A 23,772-nucleotide genomic window follows, 5' to 3' on the forward strand; every position below is an offset into this window, starting at 1 on the left:
TACAAAGAAGGGAAACCTAAAATGAACAAGACTCAATTAATCGACTTTATTGCTGAAAAAGCGGACCTTTCTAAAGCACAAGCTAAAGCTGCTCTAGAAGCGACTCTTGGCGGTGTTACAGATGCTCTTAAAGATGGCGATCAAGTTCAGCTAATTGGTTTTGGTACTTTTAAAGTAAACCACCGTGCAGCTCGCACTGGTCGTAACCCAAAAACTGGTGATGAGATCCAAATCGCTGCTGCAAATGTTCCAGCATTTGTTGCAGGTAAAGCGCTGAAAGATTCAGTGAAATAATCTAAACTGTACCGAGGTAGTCGTATTCCACCTCGGTACAGGTTTTTATGAAAAAAGCATTTCTTCTCGTTTCACTATTATCTACATTTCTTATTGGCTGTTCTTCAACAAGCCCTCGCAAAAACCTAGAGCAATTTGAAACTCACACCGGCGGCCAAGTCATGGGCGACGCGACAAGTTTCTACTGGGTTACAAACAAGCTAACACAACCTCATACTTCAGCTGACTACGTCACTGTCGGTGATTACGGCTGGTATCAAACCGACTATGCTTGGTCAGAAGGCGTGCTTCGTGAATTTATTCGTGAAGGCGAGCAGCGTAATTCTTCGAATGAGCTTGTTCCTTATCGTGTCCATGTGCGTTTCAATAAGTCAGGCGAAGCTGTGTATCAACAGTATCGTATCGACAGCAAAATTTTACCTATCCAAGCTAAGCAACTTGAAAACTATCAGAAAGAAGCTAAATCGGTTCTAGAAACTACGATGAAACAGGATGACGAAGGGCTCAGACTGGTTCAAGGGTATTGGAATGGCAGCTCTTTTGAAACGTGCGCTGGTGGTGAGTTTGATCGCTTTGAATTTAACCAGACCTTACCAAGCTTCGTGATCAACCGACTAGCAACTGTGGAAAGTTATGCAGCGTTTCTTGGCAGTGATTCACTGGGTAAGATGAGTGTGGAAGAGTTGCTGATGCTAGCTGAAGACAGCCATGATTGTGTCGTTAGGCCATCATTGTTGAAAGAATAGCGATCAATTCAAGGGTTGAGAGTGTTTAGCCTACTGTAGGCCAAATGCTGATTTGTCTGTACAGGTACAGATTCTTAGTAAAGATTGAGTAATAAAAAAGGCGCCTATTGAGGTGCCTTTTGCTGTTATTCGCTTACTGTTATTGGAAAGTAAGCGAGTAACAAGATTGATTACTGCTCTTGCTCGCGCGCAATCGCACGGTAACCAATGTCATTGCGGTGGAACATACCATTCCAGCTAACTTGCTTAGTCAACGCGTAAGCGCGCTCTTGAGCTTCAGAAACCGTGTTACCCAGTGCCGTTGCACAAAGTACACGACCACCGTTTGTCACCACATCGCCAGCTTCGTTATTTGTCGTACCCGCGTGGAAAACTTTTTGGCCTTCAACTTCACTTGTTGGTAGTGAAATAACGTCACCTTTTGCGTAGTCAGCAGGGTAACCGCCAGCCGCAAGAACAACACCGATAGAAGCGCGTGGATCCCACTTTGACTCTGCTTCGTCTAGTTTCTCGTCGATCGCCATTAGGCAAAGCTCAACAAGGTCTGACTCCATACGCATCATGATAGGTTGCGTTTCTGGATCGCCGAAGCGGCAGTTGTATTCGATAACTTTAGGTGTGCCGTCAGCATCGATCATTAGGCCAGCGTAAAGGAAACCCGTGTAAGGTGCGCCTTCGGCATCCATACCACGTACCGTTGGGTAGATAACTTCCTCAAGGATACGGTTGTGGATTTCAGGCGTCACAACTGGAGCAGGAGAGTAAGCACCCATGCCGCCAGTATTAGGACCAGTGTCTTTGTCGCCAACACGTTTGTGATCTTGGCTGGTGGCCATAGGAAGCACGCTAGAACCGTCAACCATTACGATGAAACTTGCTTCTTCGCCTTCAAGGAACTCTTCGATAACCACGCGGCTGCCAGCTTCGCCAAATACGTTGCCTGCTAGCATGTCTTTGATTGCGTCTTCAGCCTCTTCAAGCGTCATCGCAACGATAACGCCTTTACCTGCCGCAAGACCGTCTGCTTTTACTACGATTGGAGCGCCTTGCTCACGGACGTAAGCGATAGCTGGCTCAATCTCAGTGAAGTTTGCGTAGTAACCCGTTGGGATGTCATGGCGAGCTAGGAAGTCTTTAGTGAATGCTTTCGAACCTTCAAGCTGTGCTGCTGCTTGAGTTGGACCAAAGATTGGCAGACCCACTTCGCGGAATGCATCAACCACGCCAATTACTAATGGTGCTTCCGGGCCAACGATGGTCAGTTCGATTTTTTTCTCTTGAGCAAACGCGACTAAACCAGCGATGTCTTCAACGCCGATGTTTACGTTCTCAAGTTTCGGCTCAAGTGCAGTACCAGCGTTACCTGGAGCGATGAATACCGTTTCAACATTTGGGTTTTGTGCCGCTTTCCAACCAAGTGCGTGCTCACGACCGCCAGCACCAATAATCAATACATTCATTTATTTATCCTTTGATAGCTGCGCCATATTGCTAATCTCTGTGTCGAGCTTGCTCATTTATACTTATAAATTCCGCGAGCTCTCCTTGACCTTATCAATATGGCTTTGCTCTAAAATGAAAATTTCTAAAACTAAGAGTATTTCAAATTAGCTAAATTAAATAAGTTTTGCTCAAAGTAGTTGGTGATGTGGCTAGGCAGCAATTGAGCCCATCCCCGGGGAGCATAGTCTGCTATGTGACCGGGGTGGGCGAAAGCAGCTAACGACGCCACAGTGCCAAATACGAAGAGGAAATTAGTGGCGGAAGTGACGCATGCCTGTGAAAATCATCGCCATGCCGTGTTCGTCTGCTGCTGCGATGACTTCGTCATCACGCATAGAGCCGCCCGGTTGGATAACACACTTGATGCCAGCTTCTGCTGCCGCGTCGATACCGTCACGGAATGGGAAGAATGCATCTGATGCCATCACACAACCTTCAACCTGTAGACCTTCGTCTGCCGCTTTGATGCCTGCGATTTTCGCAGAGTAAACGCGGCTCATTTGGCCTGCGCCTACACCAATCGTCATATCGCCTTTCGAGTAAACGATAGCGTTAGATTTCACGTACTTCGCTACTTTCCAGCAGAATAGCGCGTCTTTTAGCTCTTCAGCTGTAGGTTGGCGCTTAGAAACCACTTTAAGGTCGTCTTCAGATACCATGCCTTGGTCGCGGTCTTGAACTAGCAAACCACCGTTAACGCGTTTCACGTCAAAGCCAGTTGTCTTAGTTGTCCATTCGCCACACTCAAGTAGGCGAAGGTTTTTCTTAGCCGCTACGATTTCTACTGCTTCAGCAGAAACAGAAGGTGCAATAATTACTTCAACGAATTGACGTTCAGTAATAGCCGTTGCTGTTGCTGCGTCTAGTTCACGGTTGAAAGCGATGATGCCGCCAAATGCAGACGTTGGGTCTGTTTTGAATGCACGGTCGTAAGCTTCTAGGATGTCTTCACCTAGTGCTACACCACATGGGTTGGCGTGCTTAACAATCACACATGCTGGCTGGTCGAACTCTTTCACACACTCAAGTGCTGCGTCAGTGTCCGCGATGTTGTTGTAAGAAAGCGCTTTACCTTGAATTTGGCGAGCAGTAGAAACTGATGCTTCTTCAGGGTTTGCTTCAACATAGAATGCTGCTGCTTGGTGGCTGTTTTCACCGTAGCGCATGTCTTGTTTCTTCTCGAACTGTTGGTTGAACGTGCGAGGGAATTTGCTTTCTTCGTCACCTTCCTTGTTCTCACCGTAAGATGGAACCATAGTGCCGAAGTAGTTTGCGATCATGCCGTCGTAAGAAGCGGTGTGCTCGAATGCTGCGATAGCGAGGTCGAAGCGAGTCTCTAGTGTTAGAGATTTCTCGTTCGCGTCCATTTCAGCGACAACGCGCTCGTAGTCGTGTGCGTTAACAACAATAGTGACGTCTTTGTGGTTTTTCGCTGCAGAGCGAACCATTGTTGGACCGCCGATGTCGATGTTCTCAACAGCGTCAGCAAGAGTACAACCTTCTTTAGCAACGGTTTCTGCGAATGGGTATAGGTTTACAACAACCATATCGATAGGGTTGATACCGTGAGTTTCCATCACGTCATCATCTTGACCACGACGGCCTAGAACACCACCATGAACTTTTGGGTGCAGAGTCTTAACACGGCCATCCATCATTTCTGGGAAACCAGTGTAGTCAGATACTTCTGTAACAGAGATGCCTTTTTCAGCAAGCAGGCGAGCAGTACCACCGGTAGATAGGATATCTACACCACGGTTAGCAAGAGCTTGTGCAAATTCAACGATACCAGTTTTGTCTGATACGCTGATTAGAGCGCGGCGAATTGGACGAGCGTTATTCATGCTTCCATCTTCCTCAAATTCATGGGGTTAAAATAAAGATATTTGCCAAAAAAGAACTTGTTTCTATCTTCTTAGCGTGGATTATCTTAGATACCAGTAAGAGATAAAATATTGGCCAGTTTTGGTAAAGACCTTTTGGGTTAGTCTTATGATTAAGCTATAAGATAACCAACTCCAAATTTGATGGCGCAGATTCTAACTAATTTATTACAAAAAAGCTCGCGCAATCGTTTGGCATCTCAAAATTAATTATGAAAAGTGCCATTTCAGCCTGAAAAGTAACGATAAGGTTAATTGTGGAATGGACGAAACAGTAGGAAAAAACATGTTTCAGATCGGTGAATTAGCGAAACGATGCGGTGTGACAGCCGATACCTTGCGATTTTATGAGAAGAATAACCTGATCGCGCCAGCCAGTCGCAGTGAGTCGGGTTATCGCCTATATGATGAAAATAACCAGAAACAGGTGACATTTATTCTCAAATCTAAAGCGTTGGGGCTGAGTTTGGACGAGATTAAAGAATTGCTTGAGATTCGCCTCGAGGCCACACAGCACAGTTGCGCTGAAGTGAAGTCGATTACCTCAGCAAAGCTAGAGATGATTGATGAGAAGATTACCGAATTAACTAAGATTCGCACCGCACTTAAAAAGATTAATGATGCGTGTTGTGGCCATGTAGACGACGATGCAAGCCATTGTTCGATTCTAGCAGCCTTGGATTCCGCAAACGTCGACAAAAGGCGCTGCTGTCGCACTGGGGAGTAGTCAGCCACCGAGCAGGGCTATACAAGCCAAAAAAAAGCCAAACTCAAAAATGAGTTTGGCTTTCAATTCAATAAATTACGAAAGAATGATTAGTTCATGCCGTATTTTTTTAGTTTCTTGCGAAGAGTACCGCGGTTAATACCCATCATGGTTGCTGCGCGAGTTTGGTTACCGCGAGTGTACTGCATGATAGTGTCTAGTAGTGGCTGTTCAACTTCAGCTAATACTAATTCGTATAACTCGCTGACTTCTTGACCGTTTAATTGAGCAAGGTAATTTTTCAATGATGCTTTAACTGAGTCACGTAGTGGCTTCTGCGTGATTTGGTCTTGTGATGTAACTGTAGTTACTGTCAATGCTTCTGAAGTCAGATTTTGTTCGAACATATTCGGTCTAGCTCTTCTCGTAATTATGGTGCAACGTTATCAAAAAAACCTTCTAGCGCTTCAAGCTGCAGATCACCTGCTTCGAATGCGTTGAAGGTACGGCGAAACTCACTCGCTTGTTCATGTTCTTTCAGATACCAACCCACATGCTTACGAGCGATGCGAGGGCCTAAAAACTCTCCATAAAATTCATGTAGAGCGTGCACATGACCAAGCATGATGTCTTTCACTTCCGAAATCGGGAGTGGGTCCATCGTGGTGCCGTTTTCCAAATAGTGTAGGATTTCGTTAAAAATCCAAGGACGTCCTTGGGCAGGTCGACCTATCATTAAAGCATCAGCGCCGGTGTACTCCAGCACAAACTTCGCTTTTTCCGGACTATCGATATCACCGTTAGCGATAACCGGAATAGATACTGCTTGTTTCGCTGCTTTAATGTGTTTGTATTCTGCCTCACCTTTGTACATACAAGCGCGAGTTCTTCCATGGAGGGCAAGAGCTTGTATGCCGCAGTCTTCGGCTATTTTCGCGATCTGGACACAGTTTCTATTGTCTGTATCCCAGCCTGTGCGCGTTTTCAACGTTACTGGAACGTCGACAGCATTTACCACCGCTTTCAGAATGTCTTCAATGAGTTCTGGATGCTGCAGTAGGGCTGAGCCCGCAAGCTTCTTATTCACTTTTTTGGCTGGACAACCCATGTTGATATCGATGATTTGCGCACCGTTATCGACATTAAATTGAGCAGCCTCGGCCATAAGCTGTGGATCTGCACCAGCGATTTGTACTGAACGAATGCCCGATTCGCCTTCATGTACCATACGCTGCTGAGACTTTGACGTTTTCCAAACCTTCGGATTGGAGGACATCATTTCACTGACTGCCATCCCCGCACCGTAGCGAAGACACAACTCACGGAATGGTCTATCCGTTACGCCAGCCATAGGAGCGACGATTAGATTGTTCTTAAGTTGATAATTTCCGATTTTCAAAAATGTCATCACAGTTCTGTACCAGCAAGGGCGCGCATTTTACGCATTTTTTCGCTGCGTGAAAAGACTAATATTTGAGCATTTACAATTTGTTTTTGTAATTTGTTTAAATTTCAGTCAATTAGCACCCAAAGTCTTGTCTAGCCTTGCTTGCGACCTGAGATTCGACACCATTCTTGTTGCTCAATGATCGGATCAATGTGAAGCTCATCACGATAATAAGTCGCAACATCTTCTGCTTGTGTATCTAAAACACCCGACATCGCAAGCACACCATTTGGCTTAACTAGGCCTTTGATGATGCCAGAAAGGTCGCGTAATGGACCGGCAAGAATGTTGGCAACAACCACGTCAGCTAGCAAACCTTCCGGTTGATCTTGTGGCAAGAACACCTCTAGTTGCTCAGCAACGCCATTGCGTTGTGCGTTGTCTTTTGATGCAAGCAGAGCTTGAGGATCAATATCGATCCCGATAACTTTTGCCGCGCCTAGTTTGATCGCAGCGATCGCTAGGATGCCTGAGCCACAACCGAAGTCGATCACGGTTTTGCCTGTCAGGTCTAAGCCTTCAAGCCACTCAAGACACAATGCCGTTGTCGGGTGGGTACCTGTACCAAATGCAAGACCTGGGTCTAGCATTACGTTGACAGCGTCAGGTTCAGGGATATCGCGCCAGCTAGGGCAGATCCATAAACGCTCACCAAACTTCATTGGGTGGAAGTTGTCCATCCATTCACGTTCCCAATCCTTGTCTTCAATTTGCTCTACTTTATGAGCAAAGTCTGCAGGGAACATGTTGCTTGCTTTAATCTGCGCTAGAACGACACTAGTATCAGTCTCAGCGTCGTAAAGCGCGAGAATGTCAGTATCACCCCAAAGGCGAGTTTCGCCCGGCAGAGGCTCAAATACAGGGGTATCTTGTGCATCCAGGAAAGTTACAGAAAGAGCACCAGTCTCTTCCATTAACATGTCGCCGATTTGTTCGGCATTTTCATTGGTAGCATTAAGCTTGATTTGAATCCAAGGCATGGCTGCATCTTCTATATGAGAAAAATTGGATGGCGAGTCTAGCAGAAAATATGAGCAAATTCACCAAAACCCCACGGAATATAATGGGGATTAAAGATTGATTTTTTCGGCGGCTCAAAAACAAAAATGCTCACCGAAGTGAGCATTTTGACTGTTCTTAAACGAACGGGTTATGACAAACCAAGTTTCTTCTCAAGGTAGTGGATGTTTGCACCACCGTGTTGGAAGTTTTCGTCGTTCATAATAGACAATTGAAGCTCGGTATTAACGTTAATACCTTCAACAATCATTTCACCCAATGCGTTCTTCATACGAGCGATAGCAACATCACGGTTCTCACCGTAAGTGATCAGCTTACCAATCATTGAATCGTAGTGTGGTGGCACTGTGTAACCCGTGTAGATGTGGGATTCCCAACGTACGCCCATGCCGCCCGGTGCGTGGAAACGTTCAATCTTACCTGGTGAAGGCAGGAAGCGAACTGGATCTTCAGCATTGATACGACATTCGATTGAGTGGCCGCGCAGCTTAATATCATCCTGAGTGAATGATAGAGGCTGACCAGCTGCAATACGTAGCTGTTCTTTCACTAGGTCGATACCCGTTACCATTTCAGTAATCGTGTGTTCAACCTGGATACGAGTGTTCATTTCTATGAAGTAGAACTCACCGTTTTCGTATAGGAATTCAAATGTACCTGCGCCGCGGTAACCGATCTCAATACATGCACGAGTACAGCGTTCACCGATGTACTTACGCATCTCTTCAGTGATACCTGGAGCTGGTGCTTCTTCCACAACTTTCTGGTGACGACGCTGCATTGAACAGTCACGCTCACCTAGGTGGATAGCATTGCCTTGACCATCTGCAAGCACTTGTACTTCAATGTGACGTGGGTTTTCTAGAAATTTCTCCATGTAAACCATGTCGTTGTTGAAACATGCTTTCGCTTCAGCGCGAGTCATCGCGATAGCTTCTGTTAGTTCTGCTTCAGAACGAACAACACGCATACCACGACCGCCGCCGCCGCCAGATGCCTTGATGATAACTGGGAAGCCAATGCGCTTAGCGTGTGCTTTGTTTTTCGCTTCGTCATCGTCAAGAGGACCGTCAGAACCTGGTACACAAGGTACGCCAGCTTTCTTCATTGACGTGATAGCTGACACTTTGTCACCCATCATACGAATGGTTTCAGCTTTAGGGCCAACAAAGATAAAGCCACTGCGCTCTACCTGTTCTGCAAAGTCTGCATTTTCAGATAGGAAGCCATAGCCAGGGTGGACAGCTACTGCACCTGTCACTTCAGCTGCGCTGATGATACGAGGGATGTTTAGGTAGCTATCGATACCACGAGCTGGACCGATACAAATGGTTTCGTCTGCAAGCAGTACGTGCTTAAGATCACGGTCAGCAGTTGAGTGAACCGCTACCGTTTTAATGCCAAGCTCTTTACATGCACGCAGAATACGTAGTGCAATTTCACCACGGTTCGCGATTACTAATTTATCTAACATAATGAGTGCTCTCTATTATTCGATAATTACTAGAGCTTGGTCGAATTCTACTGGTTGACCGTCTTCAACTAGGATAGCTGTTACAACACCAGATTTATCAGCTTCGATTTGGTTCATCATTTTCATTGCTTCAACGATACATAGAGTTTCGCCAGCAGTTACAGATTGACCAACTTTAACGAATGGTTTTGCGTCTGGGCTTGGAGCGCCGTAGAAAGTACCAACCATTGGAGAAAGAACTTGGTGACCAGCTGGAACTGCAGGAGCCGCTGCTTCTGCTGCTACAGGTGCCGCCGCAGGAGCTGCTGCTACAGGAGCTGGAGCTGCTGCATATTGAACAGGTGCTACAGGTGCAGTGCTGTTACGACTGATTCGTACTGACTCTTCACCTTCAGAGATTTCTAGCTCAGAAATACCAGACTCTTCAACCAATTCGATTAGCTTTTTGATTTTGCGAATATCCATTGTTTCTTTCTCTTTATCTGTTAATTGAACTTACTCTTTGACTGAGTAGGTTAGTAATAGTTCGTTGTTTATGTTTACTTTGAGTTGAGCTTGCTGAGCGCAGCGGTCAAAGCAAATTGATAACCTTGGGCACCTAAGCCACAAATCACACCTTCTGCTTTATCAGATAGGTAAGAGTGGTGACGGAATGGTTCACGCGCGTGAACATTCGATAGATGAACCTCAATAAATGGGATTGCAACGCCAAGTAGTGCATCACGCAGTGCCACACTGGTATGTGTAAAGGCTGCTGGGTTGATAATGATAAAATCAACATTTTGATAAGCACTATGGATCGCTTCAATCAGTTCATACTCGCGATTTGACTGTAAATGAGATAGCTCAACATCGTGTGCTTTCGCTTGCTCGGTCAATGAGCTAATAATCTGGTCAAGTGTTTGAGAACCGTAGTGTGCCGGCTCTCTTAGGCCTAACAGGTTAAGGTTTGGGCCATTTAAAACTAGAATGCGAAACTTTGTAGACATCGTGGGGCTATCTTCCTTTATCGTGTTTACGAACGTGAATGTTGCCATTTTATTGAAAATTTGCGGTTAATTTCTAGTGAGAAAAACCCAAATTTAAAAATTAGAACCAGATTATAGCTAATTCAGCGCAAATCGCAGCAATTTACTGGTCTAATCTCCTATTGATACAGCGTGGAATTGTTACCAACTTAACAAAAAAGCGCCTTAGCCTTAATTTGGGGCTGGATATTTGAGATCAAGATCAGCCATAAAAAAACCGCCACATAGGTGACGGTTTAGGTAAGGTCTGTTTTAAACAGTAATTCAGGGTGTGACCGGTTGCTTATGCCAGTTCTGCTTTCTCGGCAATCAGCTTATCAACCACACTTGGGTCTGCCAAAGTAGAGGTATCACCTAGGTTACCTGTATCACCGGTAGCAATCTTACGCAGGATACGACGCATGATTTTACCTGAACGAGTTTTCGGTAATGAGTCGGTCCAGTGCAGCACATCTGGCGTTGCGATTGGGCCAATCTCTTTACGTACCCAGTCTTTCACTTCTTTATGAAGTTCAGCAGTTGGGAACTCGCCATCATTCAGCGTGATGTAAGCGTAAATCGCTTGGCCTTTAATATCATGAGGGATACCCACAATCGCGGCCTCTGCGATCTTATCAAACGCGACTAGAGCCGATTCAATTTCTGCAGTACCCATACGGTGACCAGAGACGTTAAGTACGTCATCAACACGGCCAGTAATCCAGTAGTAGCCGTCTTCATCACGACGAGCGCCATCACTGGTGAAGTACATGCCTTTAAATGTAGAGAAGTAAGTCTGTTCAAAGCGGTCATGATCGCCATGAACGGTACGCATTTGGCCCGGCCAAGAATCTAGAATCACTAGGTTGCCGTCTGTTGCACCCTCAATGATATTACCCATGTTATCAACTAACGCCGGTTGCACACCGAAGAATGGACGCGTCGCTGAACCCGGTTTTAGATCGGTTGCGCCCGGTAGTGGTGCGATTAAGATGCCGCCCGTTTCAGTTTGCCACCACGTATCGACAATTGGAGATTGCTCATTACCAATTGTTTTGTAGTACCATTCCCACGCTTCTGGGTTAATAGGTTCACCCACTGAGCCCATGATTCTTAGGCTGTCACGAGAAGTACCTTCAACGGCTTCGTTGCCTTTCGCCATTAGTGCACGAATAGCCGTTGGCGCAGTATAAAGAATATTCACTTGGTGCTTATCGACCACTTCACTCATGCGGCTGGTGTTCGGGTAGTTCGGCACGCCTTCAAACAGAATGGTTTTTGCACCATTAGCTAGCGGCCCGTATACAAGGTATGTGTGACCGGTAATCCAACCCACATCAGCCGTACACCAGAAGGTTTCGCCCTCTTGGTAGTCGAATACATATTTGAATGTCATCGCTGCATAAACAAGGTAGCCACCTGTGGTGTGCATAACCCCTTTAGGTTTACCTGTTGAGCCTGACGTATAAAGGATGAATAGTGGATCTTCTGCATTCATCTCTTCTGGTGGGCAATCTGCAGATACATTAGCAATAGCATCGTGCCACCACACATCACGGTGTTCATGCCAAGCAACATCGCCACCAGTACGTTTGAATACCACAACTTTCTCGATGTTCTTAACTTCAGGGTTAGTCAGAGCTTCATCGACGTTTTTCTTCAGTGGAACCGCACGGCCGCCACGCACGCCTTCATCGGCAGTGATAACGACTTTAGAATTTGAATCGATAATACGACCAGACAGTGCTTCTGGTGAGAAACCACCAAATACTACCGTGTGCACCGCACCGATACGGGTACATGCCAGCATTGCTACTGCTGCTTCTGGCACCATCGGCATGTATAAACAAACCACATCACCTTTGCGTACGCCTTGCTCTTTCAGAGCGTTTGAAAACAGGCACACTTCTTTATGTAGTTCATTAAAAGTTAGAGTTTTATCATCAGCCGGGTCATCGCCTTCCCAGATGATAGCGACTTCATCACCGCGCTCAGCAAGGTGGCGGTCGATACAGTTAGCCGAAACGTTAAGCGTGCCATCTTCAAACCAGCGAATATCAATGTGGCCTGGGTCGAAAGAAGTATTTTTTACCTGTGTGAAAGGTTTAATCCAATCAACGATTTTTCCGTGTTCACCCCAAAAGCCTTCAGGGTCAGAAACAGATTGCTGGTACATGGCTAGGTAAGTGTCATTATCCGCGTGTGTGGTTGATTTAATATTTTCTTTTACCGGATAAACGTGGGCTTCACTCATTGCATCTCTCCTTGTGCCTACATTCCTAATGAACTGGCAACTTCCTTTGTGTTCAGTTTCTAGGTCTATTACAGAACCGTCTTTGTGTTATCACTCTCGGCTAGGACGGCGATTTCCACAATTAGACTTTAGGATGAGACGCTGCTTTCCACTTACAAAATAGCGAGTTAAGTTCATTTTTGAGATGTTGCTCTCTATGTGAAGCGCCAGTGGTTGAATTAAGAATAAGAAGAGTTGAAACGGGGCAGGTCACCATGTTTTAGGCGCACAAAGATCAGCGCAGCGGAGATAGCATCTTGTAATGCATCATGTTTATTGACCGGAATAGGTAAATCGAGCTGGCGACAAATGGCGTCCATACTGAGATCAAAATAGGCATTGGGCAGCTGTCTTTCGAGCTTATCTTGATAGAGTTGGCTCACTTCGACTAATCGGTTAGGCAGTGGAAATCCAAGCTGTTTTAAACAGGCGCGGTCGAGAATTTTTTTATCATAACGGATGTGATAGCCGACTAAAGGACGATTTCCAATGAAGTTCAGTAGCTCAACTAAAGCCTGTTTTTCTTCGATACCGTGCTTTAGGTCTTGATGACGAATGCGGTGGATTTTTATTGAATTGCAATCGAGCGATTGAGGGGCGCGCAATCGGACTTCAAAAGGTTGGCTGGTAATGATTCGGTTACCGATGATCTTGGTCGCGGCAATAGTGACTAATTCTGCCTGATTGGGGTCTAGGCTGGTGGTTTCACAATCGAGTGATACATATTCATGATCAATAGGCGCAGTAAACAGAGGCTGATAGAGAGAGCCTTTGAGCTTGTGATGCCAGTAATAGCGAACCAACCTATTCATCGTTCAATTGCCTAATCCCGTATCTGATAGTGGTAGCCGAGCCATTGCTTGAATTTCTTCACCACGTGCAGGCTATGACGAAGCAGATCTCTGTCTGCTCGCTCCATCAGTTTGACGTCGATTTTATTGCTGCTGTGCTGTTGCGATAGGCGCTGTGATAAGCGCCACTTAAAGAACTGCTTGAGCGCTTCATTGAGGTTATCCGCGGTGCTTTGCTCTAGTACCTTTTTGTTCACGAGGTGCTCAATGCGTTCAAAGGTGTTATTGACTGTCACACCATGTTCAAGGCTCAGCGCTCTCACACCGTGAACAATTGGGAAAATACCGCCTTGTTTGATGTCGAGTCCTGACTTGGATTGTTTCACATTACCAAACAAGGTCAGGGGAACCGAGAAGTTCAGAGCAGGGCGGCAGAACTCGGTCAGAATCAATTCTTGTCCGAGCATCAAATCACTCAAGTGCTGCTTGACCGGTTTGAGTAGTTCCCTGTTACCCGCCACAGCGTGTGCGTCCGCCATGATGGCGATATCCATCACTGTCTCTGGCGTGGCTTTTCTTACCCAACGGGTGAGGGTTTGTTTCCACTCTTGCTCTGAATGCACCCATTTCGGGTTGTTGACCATCACGTTGCCCGGGCATAACGGGTAACCCAATTGTTGAAGGGTATGGGTGAGGTCGTTCATGGCACTTTGGCATTGGTGCCATTCCAAACCATCTTGAATAATCAGAGCGTTGTCTTGATCGGTTTTGAGGATTTGCTCCCCGCGCCCTTCAGAACCCAGCACGATGAGGCAACAATGATTGTGCAGTGCAGGTGGGATAATCAACTCAAAAGCCTTCTCAATGATCTGTTCGTTGACCGCAGAAATTAGCTCCATGATAAAGCGTGTACGAATGCCATTACTGAGTAGGCTTTCGACCAATTGACGTTGTTTATTGGAGGCTAATGCCAGCTCTTCAATGCTGGTCGCTCGCGCAATACGCAAAGTAAGGACGTGAGAATGAGTAGAGAATGCACTCAAAATCTGCGTCATATCCACCATACCAACAGCATTTGTACCATCACAAACCATCAGCCTTTTTACGCGATTTCGGGTCATGGTGATCATGGCGTTAAACAAGAAGTCCCCTTGATTAACGTGCAGTACCGGGAACGTTGCTATCTCGCCAACCGCGGTATCGAGCGGATGATTATCGAGCATAACCGCATGTAACAAATTGGTCCGTGTGACGATTCCATACGGAAGGGTACATGATGATCCAAAAGCTTTTGGAACATCATGATCTAAATGAACCAGAGCCGAGTCTAAGCCTTGCTCTTTCAGGGTTTGAGTCACTTGGTTAATCGGTTGTTCGGGTTCGAGTATCAGTGGTGGGTGATAAATAGAGTCGTCGACTTTGGTCAGTATGAACTCGGCAAGATTCTGTTGCTGCTGAGCGGCTTCAATCAGTGCTTTTCGGGTTGATAGGTTACTATCAAAGTAAGCCGCGAATTGGCCATTGGCGTGGTAAAGCTCAAGGAAGATATCGGTTGGTAATAGATAACTTAAGGTATCTTCCAGTGCCATATATTGGTGCTTGGTGTGAGGCTCAAACTGGCTGCGCACATCGAAAATATCGTCATTGGCATAGTGCGCGTAGATCTCACCATCGCTGCTAGCACGCTCTTCGACGACCCCTTTAATCAGAATATGCAGATGGCGACTAGGGCGGTCTGCCTCCAATATCACCTCGTGTGCTCGGTAATAAACCACATCCAATGAGGAACGCAGCATTAACTGCTCCGTGTCGGACAGGCTATCGAAAGGCGGGTGCTGCATATTAAATTTATCAGGCATAAGCATCGAAAGAAGTAGGAGTCTCTTTTCAGTCTGACAAATTACCAGCGAAGCTCCAGACGACTTTAGTCTAAATGCGATCGTGGGTGCGGGTGAGCGCCGGATACCTCAGTCAAATGGGATATCGATATTCATTGAATACAGGAATACTATCTCTTCAATAATTCCCTTTTTCATCTTTTGTGACCTAGGCATAATTGGCGCTTCCTTGTTCCGTACATTTTATAGGTCGCCTATGTTTAATCCTTCCCCTTATGGCTGGATATCCCAGTATTTTCTTGGTTTCTTTTTTGCGTATGGCGTGTACTTGCCATTTTGGGCGTTGTGGTTTGAAGACCAAGGCGTGTCTGCTGGGGACATTGGCGTATTGATTGGTGTGGGCTTGGCTACGCGTTGTGTTGCCAACTTTGTGATAACACCGCGTATCCATAAAGTTGAGCATTTAATACCAGCATTACGCTGCCTCAGTTTTGTCGCGCTATTATTTGTTGGTTTCCATTTCTTTACTGGTGGTAGCTTTTTATTGATGCTGCTAGCAACGATAATGTTCAACCTCTGCTACGGACCGATTATTCCGCTTTCTGATGCAATGGCGAACCATTACAGCCGTCTCAAGATGCTCGATTACGGACGTACACGTTTGTGGGGTTCAGTGGCATTTATTGCAGGTTCAACGGTGGTTGGTTATCTGGTGGCTGAATTTGGCACGGATATGATTTTGTATACTGCGCTGGCAGGAGTTTTGGTTTCTCTGTTGTTCGCGATGAGAAACCCGAACGTAATGCCGGTGACAGAATCAGAGCAAGTCGCTGAAAGACCTAAACTTGGTCAACTATTACGTGAATCGTCGGTAGTGAAGTTTCTTGCATTGATGGCACTGCTTCAAGGAAGCCACGCCGCGTATTACAGCTTTAGTGCGATTTACTGGAAAGAGGCGGGGCACTCTGAGGCGATCATCGGTTATCTGTGGAGCTTGGCTGTGGTTGCTGAGGTGGCAGTATTTGCTCTGAGCAAGCGACTGTTTGCTGGATTATCATTACGCACTTTGTTTGTGATTGCTGGTATCGGAGTAATGGCTCGTTGGGGTATTACGGCATCAACGACTGCGATTCCAGTATTGATAGTGGCCCAGCTGCTGCATGGGGTGACATTTGCGATGGCACATATCGCTGCGATTCAATACATTCAGTCTCAAGAGTCGAACAAAATGGTGGCACTGCAGGCACTTTACAATGCGATACCACTTGGCGCCTTTATCGCGTTAATGACGACCTTAAGTGGTTGGGGTTACGAACTGTGGGGCGCGAATATCTTCTGGGGAATGGCTGCGATGGGTGCCATTGCCCTGTTTATCAAGCTTGATGAAAGAAGCTCTGTGGTTGAAGTTAATCAACCTGAGTCAGAAGTTCATAGCTGATAGCCAATCGTGATTATTAGAGTCTAAAGCACAGAATTTAAGCGATGCGATTGAGTTAAACGCACTTCCCTAGTTAAATGAAACCTCTCCCTTATGGAGAGGTTTTTTTATGGATGAAGAAAGGGTTTTCAATGCAAGGATGGGTAGTAATTCCAGTCTCTTTAGCTTACTTGGGCGTGTTGTTTCTGATCGCGTGGTATGGAGACCGGCAGGTTCGTTGGCTATCACGTTGGCGCCCGTGGATCTATAGCCTTTCGATTGCAGTGTATTGTACCTCTTGGACCTTCTACGGAACGGTCGGGCAGGCCAGTAACAATCCTTGGTCATTCTTACCCATTTATCTTGCCCCTATTTTAGTTTTCACGTTGGGGTGGCGGATCTTAGCTCGGCTGATCCTCATCGCGAAGCGTGAACATATCACCTCTATTGCCGACTTTATCGCGGCTCGTTACGGAAAATCTCAGGGCTTAGCGGTAGCAGTGACCGTTATTGCAGTGGTCGGTATCCTTCCCTATATCGCTCTGCAATTGCGTGGTATCACCATGGGGCTGGATATTGTTGCGCCAAACCTAGCGGCTGATTTCGGTTATCAGGACTATCACGTATCTTGGTTCGTGGTCGGTGCTTTGGCCATTTTTACCATGCTGTTTGGTACAAGGCACATTGATAACACAGAGCATCACCGTGGCATGATGATGGCGGTAGCGTTTGAATCCATCGTTAAACTGGCGGCGTTTTTGATTGTTGGCTTATTCATCATGTATCTGGCGTTGAGCAGCGATAAAATTGATTTGCTTGATGTGGCTGCTTCCACCTACGAATCGCCCAATATTCCGACATTAATTATTCATACCGTTTTAACCATGTTGGCGATTGTTTGTCTGCCGCGTCAATTTCACACCATGGTGGTAGAGAACGAACGTCCGCAAGATTTGCATACCGCTCGCTGGTTATTTCCGCTTTACCTGATTTTGATGGGACTGTTCGTACTGCCAATTGCTTGGGCAGGGCAAGGGCTACTTACTGGCATGCCTGCGGATACCTACGTGATCAGTGTACCAATGGCAGAAGGCGCTAATCACATTGCCTTGCTCGCTTTCCTAGGTGGTACTTCTGCGGCGAGTGGCATGGTGATTGTATCGACCATTGCACTGGCGATCATGGTATCGAATGACTTAGTGATGCCATTGCTACTGCGCCGTATGCGTCTAACCCAAAGAACACATCGACACTTTTCAGGCCTGTTATTAGTGATTCGTCGCGGGCTAATTTTACTGCTGTTACTGGGTGCTTGGCTGTTTTATCAGGCTCTCGATACCATTCATTCACTGTCAGCGATTGGTTTTCTTTCGTTTGCTGCGATTGCTCAATTCGCGCCAGCATTGATTGGTGGTTTGTACTGGCGCCCGGGTAACCGCAAGGGTGTGTATGTCGGCTTAATGGTGGGCTCGTTGATTTGGCTTATCACCTTAATGAGTCAAACTAGCATGTTGGCAGGCGACAGCCAAAGTAACCTTTTACTGTGGATTATCACGCCACCAGAGTTGCTCAGCAGTTGGGATATCAGTAGTTCAAACTGGGGAATTGTGCTGAGTATTGTGCTTAATACCTTGTGCTATGCCGTGGTTTCGATGTCGACAAGACCAAGCCTAAGTGAGCGCTTACAATCAGCAGCATTTGTTGGTACACCGCTGCCTGAGAATGAAAACATCAGCCTTTACCAGAATCGTGTGACGGTTGCGGAACTAGAGATGTTGGCATCACGCTTTGTCGGTCGAAAGCGAGCGAAAAGCGCCTTACACAGCTATTGGCAACAACACGGACAACCGCTGCTTCCCAATCAACAAGCACCTGCGAGTTTGATTCGACATGCAGAGCGCGTACTCGCGGGTGTATTCGGTGCCTCTTCCGCTAAGTTAGTACTTACTTCTGCTTTACAGGGCAGAAACATGCAGCTTGAAGAGGTCGCGACCATCGTTGATGAGGCCTCTGAGCTGTACGATTTTAGCCGTGGTTTACTACAAGGTGCGATTGAACACATTGGTCAAGGCATCGCAGTGATCGATAAGCAAATGAGGCTGGTGGCGTGGAACCAACGTTACTTAGAACTGTTTGAATTTCCTGCGGGTTTGATTCAGGTTGGACGACCCATTTCAGATGTGATTCGTCACAATGCCGAGCAAGGTTTGTGTGGTCCGGGTGACCCAGAAGATCACGTTCGCCGCCGTGTTTATCACCTTGAACAAGGCACTAGACACACCTCTTCTCGTATTCGTCCTGATGGTCGAGTGATTGAGGTGCAAGGTAACCCGATGCCAAGTGGTGGCTTTGTAATGAGCTTTACCGATATCACGGTATTTAGGCAAGCAGAGCAAGCGCTAAAAGATGCTAATGAAAGCTTGGAGTCGAGAGTACATGAGCGAACTCAAGAGCTTGAAAAACTGAACCATCGCTTGGTAAAAGCAACTCAGATTTCGGATCAAGAATCACAATCCAAGAGTCGTTTTCTAGCCGCGGTAAGCCACGATTTAATGCAGCCGCTCAATGCTGCGCGCTTGTTTGCTTCGTCACTTTCTGAGGTGGCAAAAGAGCAAGAGGTGAAGCAGTTGTCATCTCATATCGAGAGTGCGTTAGGGGCCGCAGAAGATCTGATTGGCGACTTGTTGGATATCTCTCGCTTGGAGTCAGGGAAATTAGAAACCAACATTCACGCGATTGCCGTGCACGATGTGCTAACCAACTTGAACGCGGAATTTAGCGCGTTAGCGAGACAACAAAAAATTGAGTTTCAGATGATCCCATCGTCATTGTTCATTCACTCAGACCCTAAGTTATTAAGGCGTGTGATTCAGAACTTTTTGACCAATGCTTTCCGCTATAACCCTGAAGGGAAAGTGATACTCGGTGCGAGACGAGTGAATGGTCAGGTTCGAATCGATGTGTGGGATAATGGAACCGGTATCGATGAAGACAAGCAACAAGAGATCTTCGAAGAGTTTACTCGTGGCAGCCAAGTTCGTGCTGATCAAGGATTGGGACTAGGCTTAGCTATCTCTAAAGGTATTGCTCATGTACTTGGTCATCAAATTTCGATGCGCTCATGGCCGGGTCAAGGTAGCGTCTTTTCCATCACCTTAGCTCGAGCGGAAAAAGTGGCTCCAGTTGTGCAAGCTTCAACGCCAATGGTGACCAGCGACATCGAGCATCTCAAGATATTGTGTGTCGACAATGAACGAGAAATTTTAGTCGGTATGGAAAACTTGATTGGACGTTGGGGCTGTGAGGTTAAGACGGCGGTTGATCTGGTCGAAAGCTTGAAGTGTCTCGACGATGGCTGGCAGCCGGATGTAATTTTCTCGGATTATCGTCTCGACAATGGTCGAACCGGGCTTGAAGTCTTACAACAGTGTCGCTTGCGCCTTGGAGACTCTTTTGAAGGGGTCATCATTAGTGCCGATAGAACCGATGACATGTTGGCTGCGATAAAGGCCAACAGCTTTAGCTTCATTGCCAAGCCAGTGAAACCGTTAAAACTCAGAGCGGTATTGAATCGTGTGAGTTAATTAAATTAACGCCAAGTGTGAAAAAGGCCTCGTATGAGGCCTTTTTCGATCTGGTCGCTATGTTATGGGTTACCGATTTAACTCGCAATACCACCTTGGGTGAGGGCGGTTGGGTCAAGCAACTTGCTGAGCTCTGCCCGGCTGAGGTCCGTTTCTCGTTCTGCCACATCCAGAATTGGTAAGCCTTCTTTGTAGGCCTTCTTTGCAATATCAGCTGCCTTCAAGTAGCCAATCACAGGGTTAAGTGCCGTCACTAGGATTGGGTTTTTTGACAGTGCCAAATCGAGATTGTCTTGGCGTACCGTGAAGGTCGCGATGGCTTTATCTGCTAGGGCGACGGAGCTGTTAGCTAAAAGCTCTATACTTTCTAATACGTTATGAGCAATCACTGGCAGCATCACGTTTAGCTGGAAGTTACCAGATTGGCCTGCGACAGTAATGGTGGTGTCGTTACCAATTACTTGTGCTGCCGCCATAGCTGCGGCTTCTGGAATCACAGGGTTTACTTTGCCTGGCATGATAGAAGAACCTGGCTGTAGTGCTTGCAATTCAATTTCACCTAAGCCTGCCAATGGGCCAGAGTTCATCCAACGAAGATCGTTTGAGATCTTCATGATCGCAACGGCTGCAGTTTTGAGCTGACCCGAGAATGCAACGATCGCGTCTTGGCTGCTGAGATTAAAAAAGAAGTTCTCACTCGCGTTAAAGCTGATCTTTGTCGATTGAGACAAGTTACTTGCAAACTTATCGGCAAAGCGTGGGTCGGCATTGATCCCCGTTCCTACCGCCGTTCCACCTTGAGCAAGTGCTTTAATAGCGGGCAGGGTGCTTTCAATGGCTTGCTTAGCGTGTTCAATCTGGAACTTCCAACCACCAAGTTCTTGAGCAAAGGTAATTGGCATCGCATCCATTAGGTGAGTACGGCCTGTTTTTACTACCTCAGCCAGCTCTTGCTGTTTAACGGTAAGTGCTTCTGAAAGGTGAGTTAATGCCGGTAGCAGTTTGTTTTCAGCCATAAGGGCGACACTGACTTGAATTGCGGTTGGTACCACATCGTTGCTGCTTTGGCCCATATTGACGTGATCATTCGGATTCACGTCCCCTTGCAAACTTCTTGAAGCGAGTGTTGCAATCACTTCGTTGGCATTCATGTTGGAGCTAGTACCAGAGCCAGTTTGGTAAACATCGATCGGGAATTGATCTAGGTATTTACCATCGATGATCTCTTGGCTCGCTTCGGCAATCGCATTGGCAATATCACCTTCCAATAAACCTAACTGAGCGTTGGTGTCTGCGGCCGCCTGTTTAATGAATGCCAGTGCTTGAATGAAGCTGGTTGGCATCTTGTGTGAACTAAAAGCAAAGTTATCTGCAGCACGTTGAGTTTGTGCTTGATATAGCGCATCGGCAGGGACCTTCACTTCCCCCATGCTGTCTTTCTCAATTCGATATTGTAGGGTCATCTTCTATCCTTGTTAGCCAAGTGGGGCTTGGACTTGTTGTAGTGTTTGGCTGAGATTCAAAAAACGCGCTTGGCCTTGAGGCTGCTGGCAGTAGTGGCGTTTCAAATAAAATAGTGGTGAGTGAATAGAGTCTAGGCAGATATGACGAAAGGCGAAACTGCGCTCAGGAGACTCAATCGCTTCAATCAAATGGAAGAAAACTTGGCGCAGGTACAGCTCGCACAACAAGATGTTTTCTTGGGCGGCGTGCTTTTCATAGTAAGCGGAAAGCGTCAGTGCGCACTCGATGTAGTCTCGAATCACAAATGGCTCATGGCCTTGAACTTGTTCTAATGAAGCAAAGCGATCTTGTGCTTTGTAAAACCTCGAATAGAGACCCTGCTGTTCTTTCATCATCATTTGCATCTCTTTATTGGATGTTAATGATAATTATTATCAAGTGAGATTTTAAAAACAACCCTTTGTTTGTCTTTTTATAAAATGAAACGGGAAAAGAAAAAGCCGATACATAACGTATCGGCTTTCTGAGATTCAGTACCTAATCCCTACAATGTAAGTACTGATTCATTTTTTGCTAAACATCTTTATTTAGTGGTCGTGCTTAGTGGTCGTGAGCTTCACCAGCACCTTTCGGGTAACGGATGTTCTCAACCATATCTTGTACATCTTGTGGTACTTCAGCTGTTACTTTGTTTACAGCAATCGATACTACGAAGTTTAGACACATACCTAGCGTACCGATGCCTTCTGGGCTGATACCAAACCACCAGTTTTCAGGTGTGCTTGCTGCTGGGTTGATGAACTTGAAGTAGATGATGTAGCTTGCTGTGAAGGCAATACCTGACAACATACCTGCAATTGCGCCTTCCTTGTTCATCTTCTTGTAGAAGATACCTAGGATAATCGCTGGGAAGAAGGATGCTGCGGCTAAGCCGAAGGCAAACGCTACTACCTGTGCTACGAAGCCTGGTGGGTTAATACCCAAGTAACCAGCACCGACAATCGCGACCATGGCTGCTAGACGAGCGGCTAATAGCTCCTGCTTGTCGGTCATGTTTGGTCTGAAGCCTTTCTTCAGCAAGTCATGTGAAATCGACGTTGAGATTACCAATAGTAGACCCGCGGCTGTTGATAGTGCGGCTGCTAGGCCACCTGCTGCTAGTAGTGCTACAACCCAGTTTGGTAGTTTCGCTAGCTCTGGAGAAGCCAGTACGATGATGTCACGGTTAATCTTCATCTCGTTGCGTTCATCGCCCGAGTAGAACATTTTGCCATCGCCGTTCTTATCTTCCCAACCCACTAGGCCAGTGCTTTCCCAGTTTTTGTACCAGCTTGGTGCATCTGCTGCTGCGACACCTTGCATGTCAGGGCCGTTGATTGTTTCGATCATGTTTACACGAGCGAAGGCTGCAACACCTGGTGCTGTTGTGTATAGCAATGAGATGAATAGTAGAGCCCAACCCGCTGAGATACGAGCATCACGTACTTTTGGTACCGTGAAGAAACGAATGATTACGTGTGGAAGACCTGCAGTACCGACCATTAGAGCCGCACAGATGAAGAATACATCCACCATGCTCTTGTTACCTTCGGTATAGGCGGTAAATCCGAGTTCTTCTGTGAGTCCATCCAGTTTATCAAGTAAGTAAACATCTGTGCCTGATAGCGTAGAACCCATACCAACTTGTGGAAGTGGGTTACCTGTCATCATAATTGATGTAAAGATTGCTGGAACAAGGAAGGCGAAAATGAGGACACAGAATTGAGCTACCTGCGTATAAGTGATGCCTTTCATGCCACCAAGTACTGCGTAGAAGAACACAATACCCATACCAATGATGATACCTAGGTTAATGTCGACTTCTAGGAAACGAGAGAATACAACGCCCACACCACGCATCTGACCTGCAACGTACGTGAATGATACGAAGATTGCACAGAATACCGCTACCATACGTGCTGTTTTCGAGTAGTAACGCTCACCGATGAAATCAGGAACCGTAAACTGACCGAACTTACGTAGGTAAGGTGCTAAACATAGCGCAAGTAGTACGTAACCACCTGTCCAACCCATTAGGTAAACCGCACCGTCGTAACCAACGAATGAGATGATACCTGCCATTGAGATGAATGATGCTGCCGACATCCAGTCAGCGGCGGTCGCCATGCCGTTTGCTACTGGGTGTACACCACCGCCAGCAACGTAGAACTCACTGGTAGACCCTGCACGAGCCCAGATTGCGATGCCGATATATACCGCGAAAGTAATACCGACGAGAATAAACGTCCAAGTTTGAATATCCATG

Annotated in this window: 19 protein-coding genes; 5 read left to right on the forward strand and 14 right to left on the reverse strand. The window is 46.5% G+C overall.

Features of this window, described 5'->3' with window-relative positions; all coding sequences use genetic code 11:
* Positions 1-21 precede the first annotated feature (21 nt).
* Entirely contained in the window at positions 22-294 is a 273-nt protein-coding gene (gene hupA / locus QQ041_RS05545; RefSeq protein WP_004729753.1) for a nucleoid-associated protein HU-alpha, read from the forward strand.
* A 47-nt stretch (positions 295-341) separates the two neighbouring features.
* Positions 342-1,040, forward strand: coding sequence for a DUF1481 domain-containing protein (locus QQ041_RS05550; protein WP_285953281.1), 699 nt, complete (start codon positions 342-344; stop codon positions 1,038-1,040).
* A gap of 170 nt (positions 1,041-1,210) precedes the next feature.
* Here QQ041_RS05550 and purD read toward each other — a convergent pair whose 3' ends face one another.
* Positions 1,211-2,500 carry a phosphoribosylamine--glycine ligase gene (gene purD, locus QQ041_RS05555; RefSeq protein ID WP_061019206.1) on the reverse strand — a complete coding sequence of 430 codons (1,290 nt, stop codon included), beginning with the start codon at positions 2,498-2,500 and terminating at the stop codon, positions 1,211-1,213.
* Positions 2,501-2,794: 294 nt separating this feature from the next.
* The gene (gene purH / locus QQ041_RS05560; RefSeq protein WP_010435512.1) at positions 2,795-4,387 is read right to left on the reverse strand and encodes a bifunctional phosphoribosylaminoimidazolecarboxamide formyltransferase/IMP cyclohydrolase; all 1,593 of its coding nucleotides are present in this window, start codon (positions 4,385-4,387) and stop codon (positions 2,795-2,797) included.
* Positions 4,388-4,712: 325 nt separating this feature from the next.
* On the opposite strand from purH, the gene zntR reads away from it, so the two are divergent.
* Positions 4,713-5,153: a Zn(2+)-responsive transcriptional regulator gene (zntR, locus tag QQ041_RS05565; protein WP_146492400.1), complete on the forward strand. Its 441-nt coding sequence runs from the start codon at positions 4,713-4,715 to the stop codon at positions 5,151-5,153.
* A gap of 89 nt (positions 5,154-5,242) precedes the next feature.
* On the opposite strand, the gene fis is transcribed toward zntR, so the two are convergent.
* The 9 genes from fis to QQ041_RS05610 all read right to left on the reverse strand — a co-directional run bounded on the left by fis (position 5,243) and on the right by QQ041_RS05610 (position 15,029).
* The gene (gene fis, locus QQ041_RS05570; protein ID WP_004729744.1) at positions 5,243-5,539 is read right to left on the reverse strand and encodes a DNA-binding transcriptional regulator Fis; all 297 of its coding nucleotides are present in this window, start codon (positions 5,537-5,539) and stop codon (positions 5,243-5,245) included.
* A 23-nt stretch (positions 5,540-5,562) separates the two neighbouring features.
* Positions 5,563-6,531: a tRNA dihydrouridine synthase DusB gene (gene dusB, locus QQ041_RS05575; protein WP_032546269.1), complete on the reverse strand. Its 969-nt coding sequence runs from the start codon at positions 6,529-6,531 to the stop codon at positions 5,563-5,565.
* Between the two features lie 140 nt (positions 6,532-6,671).
* Positions 6,672-7,559: a 50S ribosomal protein L11 methyltransferase gene (prmA, locus tag QQ041_RS05580; protein ID WP_146492401.1), complete on the reverse strand. Its 888-nt coding sequence runs from the start codon at positions 7,557-7,559 to the stop codon at positions 6,672-6,674.
* Positions 7,560-7,729: 170 nt separating this feature from the next.
* Positions 7,730-9,073 (reverse strand): acetyl-CoA carboxylase biotin carboxylase subunit, encoded by a 1,344-nt coding sequence (accC, locus tag QQ041_RS05585; protein ID WP_017062706.1) that lies wholly within the window; start codon positions 9,071-9,073, stop codon positions 7,730-7,732.
* 15 nt (positions 9,074-9,088) lie between these two features.
* The gene (gene accB / locus QQ041_RS05590) at positions 9,089-9,538 is read right to left on the reverse strand and encodes an acetyl-CoA carboxylase biotin carboxyl carrier protein (RefSeq protein WP_248388910.1); all 450 of its coding nucleotides are present in this window, start codon (positions 9,536-9,538) and stop codon (positions 9,089-9,091) included.
* A gap of 74 nt (positions 9,539-9,612) precedes the next feature.
* Positions 9,613-10,062, reverse strand: coding sequence for a type II 3-dehydroquinate dehydratase (aroQ, locus tag QQ041_RS05595; protein WP_010435475.1), 450 nt, complete (start codon positions 10,060-10,062; stop codon positions 9,613-9,615).
* Between the two features lie 322 nt (positions 10,063-10,384).
* A complete protein-coding gene (gene acs, locus QQ041_RS05600) occupies positions 10,385-12,334 on the reverse strand; it encodes an acetate--CoA ligase (RefSeq protein ID WP_009844693.1) in 1,950 nt (649 codons plus the stop codon).
* A gap of 218 nt (positions 12,335-12,552) precedes the next feature.
* The gene (locus QQ041_RS05605; protein WP_048663023.1) at positions 12,553-13,185 is read right to left on the reverse strand and encodes a 3'-5' exonuclease; all 633 of its coding nucleotides are present in this window, start codon (positions 13,183-13,185) and stop codon (positions 12,553-12,555) included.
* An 11-nt stretch (positions 13,186-13,196) separates the two neighbouring features.
* Positions 13,197-15,029, reverse strand: a complete 1,833-nt coding sequence (locus tag QQ041_RS05610) for a DUF294 nucleotidyltransferase-like domain-containing protein (RefSeq protein WP_285953282.1) — start codon at positions 15,027-15,029, stop codon at positions 13,197-13,199.
* A 229-nt stretch (positions 15,030-15,258) separates the two neighbouring features.
* On the opposite strand from QQ041_RS05610, the gene QQ041_RS05615 reads away from it, so the two are divergent.
* Positions 15,259-16,440, forward strand: coding sequence for a 3-phenylpropionate MFS transporter (locus QQ041_RS05615; protein ID WP_285953283.1), 1,182 nt, complete (start codon positions 15,259-15,261; stop codon positions 16,438-16,440).
* Between the two features lie 131 nt (positions 16,441-16,571).
* On the forward strand, positions 16,572-20,003 hold the full coding sequence (locus QQ041_RS05620; protein ID WP_285953284.1) for a PAS domain-containing hybrid sensor histidine kinase/response regulator: 3,432 nt from the start codon (positions 16,572-16,574) through the stop codon (positions 20,001-20,003).
* Between the two features lie 77 nt (positions 20,004-20,080).
* Here QQ041_RS05620 and QQ041_RS05625 read toward each other — a convergent pair whose 3' ends face one another.
* The 3 genes from QQ041_RS05625 to QQ041_RS05635 form a co-directional block, all read right to left on the reverse strand.
* Entirely contained in the window at positions 20,081-21,466 is a 1,386-nt protein-coding gene (locus QQ041_RS05625) for a lyase family protein (protein ID WP_285953285.1), read from the reverse strand.
* A 12-nt stretch (positions 21,467-21,478) separates the two neighbouring features.
* Positions 21,479-21,865, reverse strand: coding sequence for a hypothetical protein (locus QQ041_RS05630; RefSeq protein WP_017630893.1), 387 nt, complete (start codon positions 21,863-21,865; stop codon positions 21,479-21,481).
* Between the two features lie 202 nt (positions 21,866-22,067).
* Positions 22,068-23,771 carry a sodium:solute symporter family protein gene (locus QQ041_RS05635; protein WP_017062715.1) on the reverse strand — a complete coding sequence of 568 codons (1,704 nt, stop codon included), beginning with the start codon at positions 23,769-23,771 and terminating at the stop codon, positions 22,068-22,070.
* Position 23,772 lies beyond the last annotated feature (1 nt).

Origin of the sequence: Vibrio sp. TMPB1044 (genome assembly GCF_030442075.1) — a bacterium.
GTDB classification, from domain to species: domain Bacteria; phylum Pseudomonadota; class Gammaproteobacteria; order Enterobacterales; family Vibrionaceae; genus Vibrio; species Vibrio satsumensis.